Below are 3,913 nucleotides of genomic sequence, written 5' to 3' on the forward strand. Positions count from 1 at the left end.
TCGCACCCCCGCAAATTGGCCCCCGCCAAGTTGGCCCCACTGAAATCGGCATAGCTGAGATCGGCGCCAGCCAAATGGATCCCCTGCAGCTCAGCCCCCTGCAAATCGATCTCCCGAAAATCGCGCCGTCCTGAGGCATACTGGCTGACCAGATCCGCAGCGCTACAAACAGTCATGATCATCGGGCCTCCTCGGTTATCGATGGGGGATCCCTTCCATCGACCCCGGTATGGGCGGACTTCAGGGATCCCCAGGCTGGTCTTTTAGCAGTGTTGATGGAACGTGCGGTTAATGACATCCAGTTGCTGCTCGCGGGTGAGCTTGATGAAGTTCACCGCATAGCCGGAAACCCGGATGGTGAGCTGTGGGTAGAGCTCCGGGTGCTCCATGGCATGCAGCAGGGTCTCGCGGTTGAGAACATTGACGTTGAGGTGGAAACCGCCATCCCGCATGTAGCCATCCAGCAGCCCCACTAGATTGGCAACCCGCTCCTCCGCTGTGCGACCTAGGGCCGCCGGCACAATCGAGAAGGTGTTGGAGATCCCATCCAGAGCGTCGTCGTAGGGCAGCTTGGCCACCGAAGCCAGCGACGCCACCGCCCCCTTGGTGTCCCGGCCGTGCATGGGGTTGGCCCCTGGGGCAAAGGGCTCGCCCGCTCGCCGCCCGTCGGGGGTGTTGCCGGTTTTCTTGCCGTAGACCACGTTGGAGGTGATGGTGAGGATGGACTGGGTGGGGATGGCATTGCGGTAGGTCTTGTGCTTGCGCAGCTCGGCCATGAAGGTCTGCACCAGTTGCACCGCAATGGAGTCAACTCGGTCGTCGTTGTTGCCGTATTTGGGGAAGTCGCCCTCCACCGCGTAATCCACCACTAGGCCCCGCTCATCCCGGATGGCCCGTACCCGCGCGTATTTGATGGCGGATAGGGAGTCGGCTGTTACCGACAGGCCGGCCAACCCAAAGGCCATGGTGCGCAGCACGTCCCGGTCGTGCAGGGCCATCTCCAGGCGCTCGTAGCAGTACTTGTCGTGCATGTAGTGGATGATGTTCATGGTGTTGACGTAGGTTTTGGCCAGCCAGGCCATCATCTGCGCCATGCGCGGCCACACCTCGTCGTAGTCCAGGACATCGGCGGTGATGGGGGCGAAAGCAGGAGCCACCTGCTCGCCGGAGATCTCATCCCGACCGCCGTTGATGGCATAGAGCAGGCACTTGGCCAAGTTCACCCGCGCTCCAAAAAACTGCATCTGCTTGCCGATGCGCATGGCCGACACACAGCAGGCGATGCCGTAGTCATCCCCCCAGTAGGGGCGCATCAAGTCGTCGTTTTCGTACTGGATGGAGCTGGTTTCAATGGAGACCTTGGCGCAGTAGCGCTTGAAGGCTTCCGGCAGCCGCTCCGACCAGAGCACGGTCAAGTTGGGCTCGGGCGCTGGGCCAAGGTTGTAGAGGGTATGCAGCATGCGGAAGCTGGTTTTGGTAACCAAAGGCCGCCCATCCAGGCCCATGCCGCCGATGCACTCGGTAACCCAGGTGGGATCCCCGCTGAACAGCTCGTTGTATTCAGGGGTGCGCAAAAACCGCACCATGCGCAGCTTCATAACAAAGTGGTCAATGAGCTCCTGGGCCTCTTCCTCGGTGAGGATCCCGGCCTGCAGATCCCGCTCGATGTAGATGTCCAGGAAGGTGGACACCCGCCCCAAGGACATGGCCGCCCCGTTTTGCTCCTTGACGGCTGCCAGGTAGGCCAGGTACAGCCATTGGATGGCTTCTCGGGCGTTGGCTGCCGGACGGCCCAGGTCAAACCCGTAGCGGGATCCCATCTCTTTCAGCTCTTGTAGGGCCTTAATCTGCTCGGAGAGCTCCTCCCGCAGGCGGATGGTCTCTTCGTCCATCGTGTCCAGGTCTAGACTGGCTTTTTGGGCCTGCTTGTCTTCGATGAGCCGATCCACCCCGTAGAGGGCCACCCGCCGGTAGTCCCCAATGATGCGACCCCGACCGTAGGCATCGGGCAGGCCGGTGATGATCCCGGAGCGGCGGCAGCGGCGCATCTCTTCGGTATAGGCGTCAAAAACGCCGTCGTTGTGGGTTTTGCGGTACTGGGTAAAAATTTCCTTGGTGCGGGGATCCAACTCGTAGCCATAGGCTTTGAGGGAAGACTCCACCACGCGGATGCCGCCAAAGGGCATGATGGCCCGCTTCAGAGGTTTGTCCGTCTGCAGCCCCACAATCTGTTCCAGCTCTGGGTCGATATAGCCAGGGGCGTGGCTGGTGATGGTAGAGGGAACGGCAGTATCGGCATCTAGGATCCCTCGCTCTCGCTCCAGAGCCATCAAATCCTTGACCTTGGCCCACAGCCGCTGGGTGCGCTCGGTGGCTGCAGCTAAGAAGGTTTCATCACCGGTGTAGGGGGTGTAATTGCGCTGAATAAAGTCTCTGACGTCGATGCAGCGCTGCCAGGCTCCCGTTGCAAAATCGCTCAAAACTTTTTGACCGGCTGCGTTGGATCCTGTCCTTGGTTCCGCCTTCAATTCTGTAGGTGATGCTACAGAACGCTGCACACTGGCAACCATAACAATCCTCCCGGCTATTACGCCTGATAATCTATCGACAGGGCGAGGCAGCACCCCGGCCTTTGCCCCACGCAGGCTCTAAAAGAGAGCTAAAGAACCAATAGATCTCTGCAAGGCTTATAGGGATCCTACGAAGGGCTTTTAGCAACTCTTCTGTTTCTTTTTTAGGCGTTCTAAATACACCTCGCCTGATTTAATTTTAGTCCCTTGCGCTCTGAGGATATTTTCGGTTGCGTGATTTTTTAATCTTATTTTCATCCTATTTTTTAATGCTGTTTTAATATCTTCTTAACGTTGTTTTACGCTTTTCCATCGGCAAATGGCGGGCCTATGCTGAGGTAGGACGGCCCAGGTCGTCTGTTGCCGTGAGAACGTCAGGATACTCGGCCTTTACCTTAGCAGTGCCTTGCTCTATGAACCAGTCCAATCGAATCGTCCAAGGGATCCATCACCTGCACTTCTATCTTTGGGATCTGCCCCGTTGGCAGGAACACTTTTGTCAAGTTTGGGGCTTCCGAATGGAAGGACAGCTCGGCAGTACCCTCTGTCTGCGTCAGGGATCCCTGCGCTTGCGCCTATCTCAGCCGGCTCACGCCGGGGATGAGGTGGATCGCTATTTGCAGCAACATTCGCCTGGGGTGGTGGATGTGGCCTTGGCGGTGGAGGAGCAAGAGCTGTTGGGCTTGGCAGAGCTTTTGCAGAGGCGAGGAGCCCAAGTGGAGTGGATCCCGGCAGAAGACGAAGGCTGCCCTGCTCTGTGCCTGCGCACCCCCTATGGACTTCGGCATTCTTTGATCCCCAGCTCAGGGATCCCCGATTCAGCTCCCGCCGAGGAGAACCTGTTTTCCCACTGGGATCACCTGGTATTGAACGTGGAGCAGGGATCCCTGCAGGCAGCGGCGGATTGGTATGAGCAGGTGCTGGGTTGGCGGTCTCTGTATCGCTATAGCATCCGCACCAACACCTCTGGCCTAGAAAGTGTGGTGGTGGGAGATCCTGAAGCCGGGATCCAGTTGGCCATCAACGAGCCCACCTGTGCCGCTTCCCAGATCCAGGAGTTTTTGGATGCCCATCATGGCCCTGGCCTGCAACATGCGGCGTTGCACAGCTCAGATGTCTTCGCCAGTGTGCGCCGGCTGCGACAGGGAGGCGTAAACTTTCTGCAGGTGCCACCGGAGTACTACACAAACCTGGCAAGGGAGCTGGCCTCTGGAGCAGTACTCCCTTCTGGTGGGTTGCCCACCATCTCCTGGCACGACTTGGTGGAGCAGCAGCTCCTTTTGGATACCACCTTGCCTGCCTCTGATTCCCGACACCCCCCCCTGTTGTTGCAAACCTTCACT

The 3,913-nt window shown here is 58.7% G+C and carries 3 protein-coding genes; 1 reads left to right on the forward strand and 2 read right to left on the reverse strand.

Annotated elements, in window-relative coordinates; translation table 11 throughout:
* A partial coding sequence (locus tag NW837_RS08690; RefSeq protein ID WP_414330725.1) for a pentapeptide repeat-containing protein occupies positions 1-182 on the reverse strand: 182 nt, incomplete at its 3' end.
* An 81-nt stretch (positions 183-263) separates the two neighbouring features.
* On the reverse strand, positions 264-2,570 hold the full coding sequence (gene pflB, locus NW837_RS08695; protein ID WP_011431912.1) for a formate C-acetyltransferase: 2,307 nt from the start codon (positions 2,568-2,570) through the stop codon (positions 264-266).
* Positions 2,571-2,983: 413 nt separating this feature from the next.
* On the opposite strand from pflB, the gene NW837_RS08700 reads away from it, so the two are divergent.
* The coding region (locus tag NW837_RS08700; protein ID WP_414330727.1) for a VOC family protein at positions 2,984-3,913 on the forward strand (930 nt) is incomplete at its 3' end.

The sequence above is a fragment of the Synechococcus sp. R6-10 genome (assembly GCF_047461815.1).
Lineage (GTDB): Bacteria > Cyanobacteriota > Cyanobacteriia > Thermostichales > Thermostichaceae > Thermostichus.

Coding starts and splice junctions, on each gene's coding strand:
- pflB (WP_011431912.1), bottom strand. CDS start 2,570: ATGGTTGCCAGTGTGCAGCGTTCTGTAGCATCACCTACAGAATTGAAG.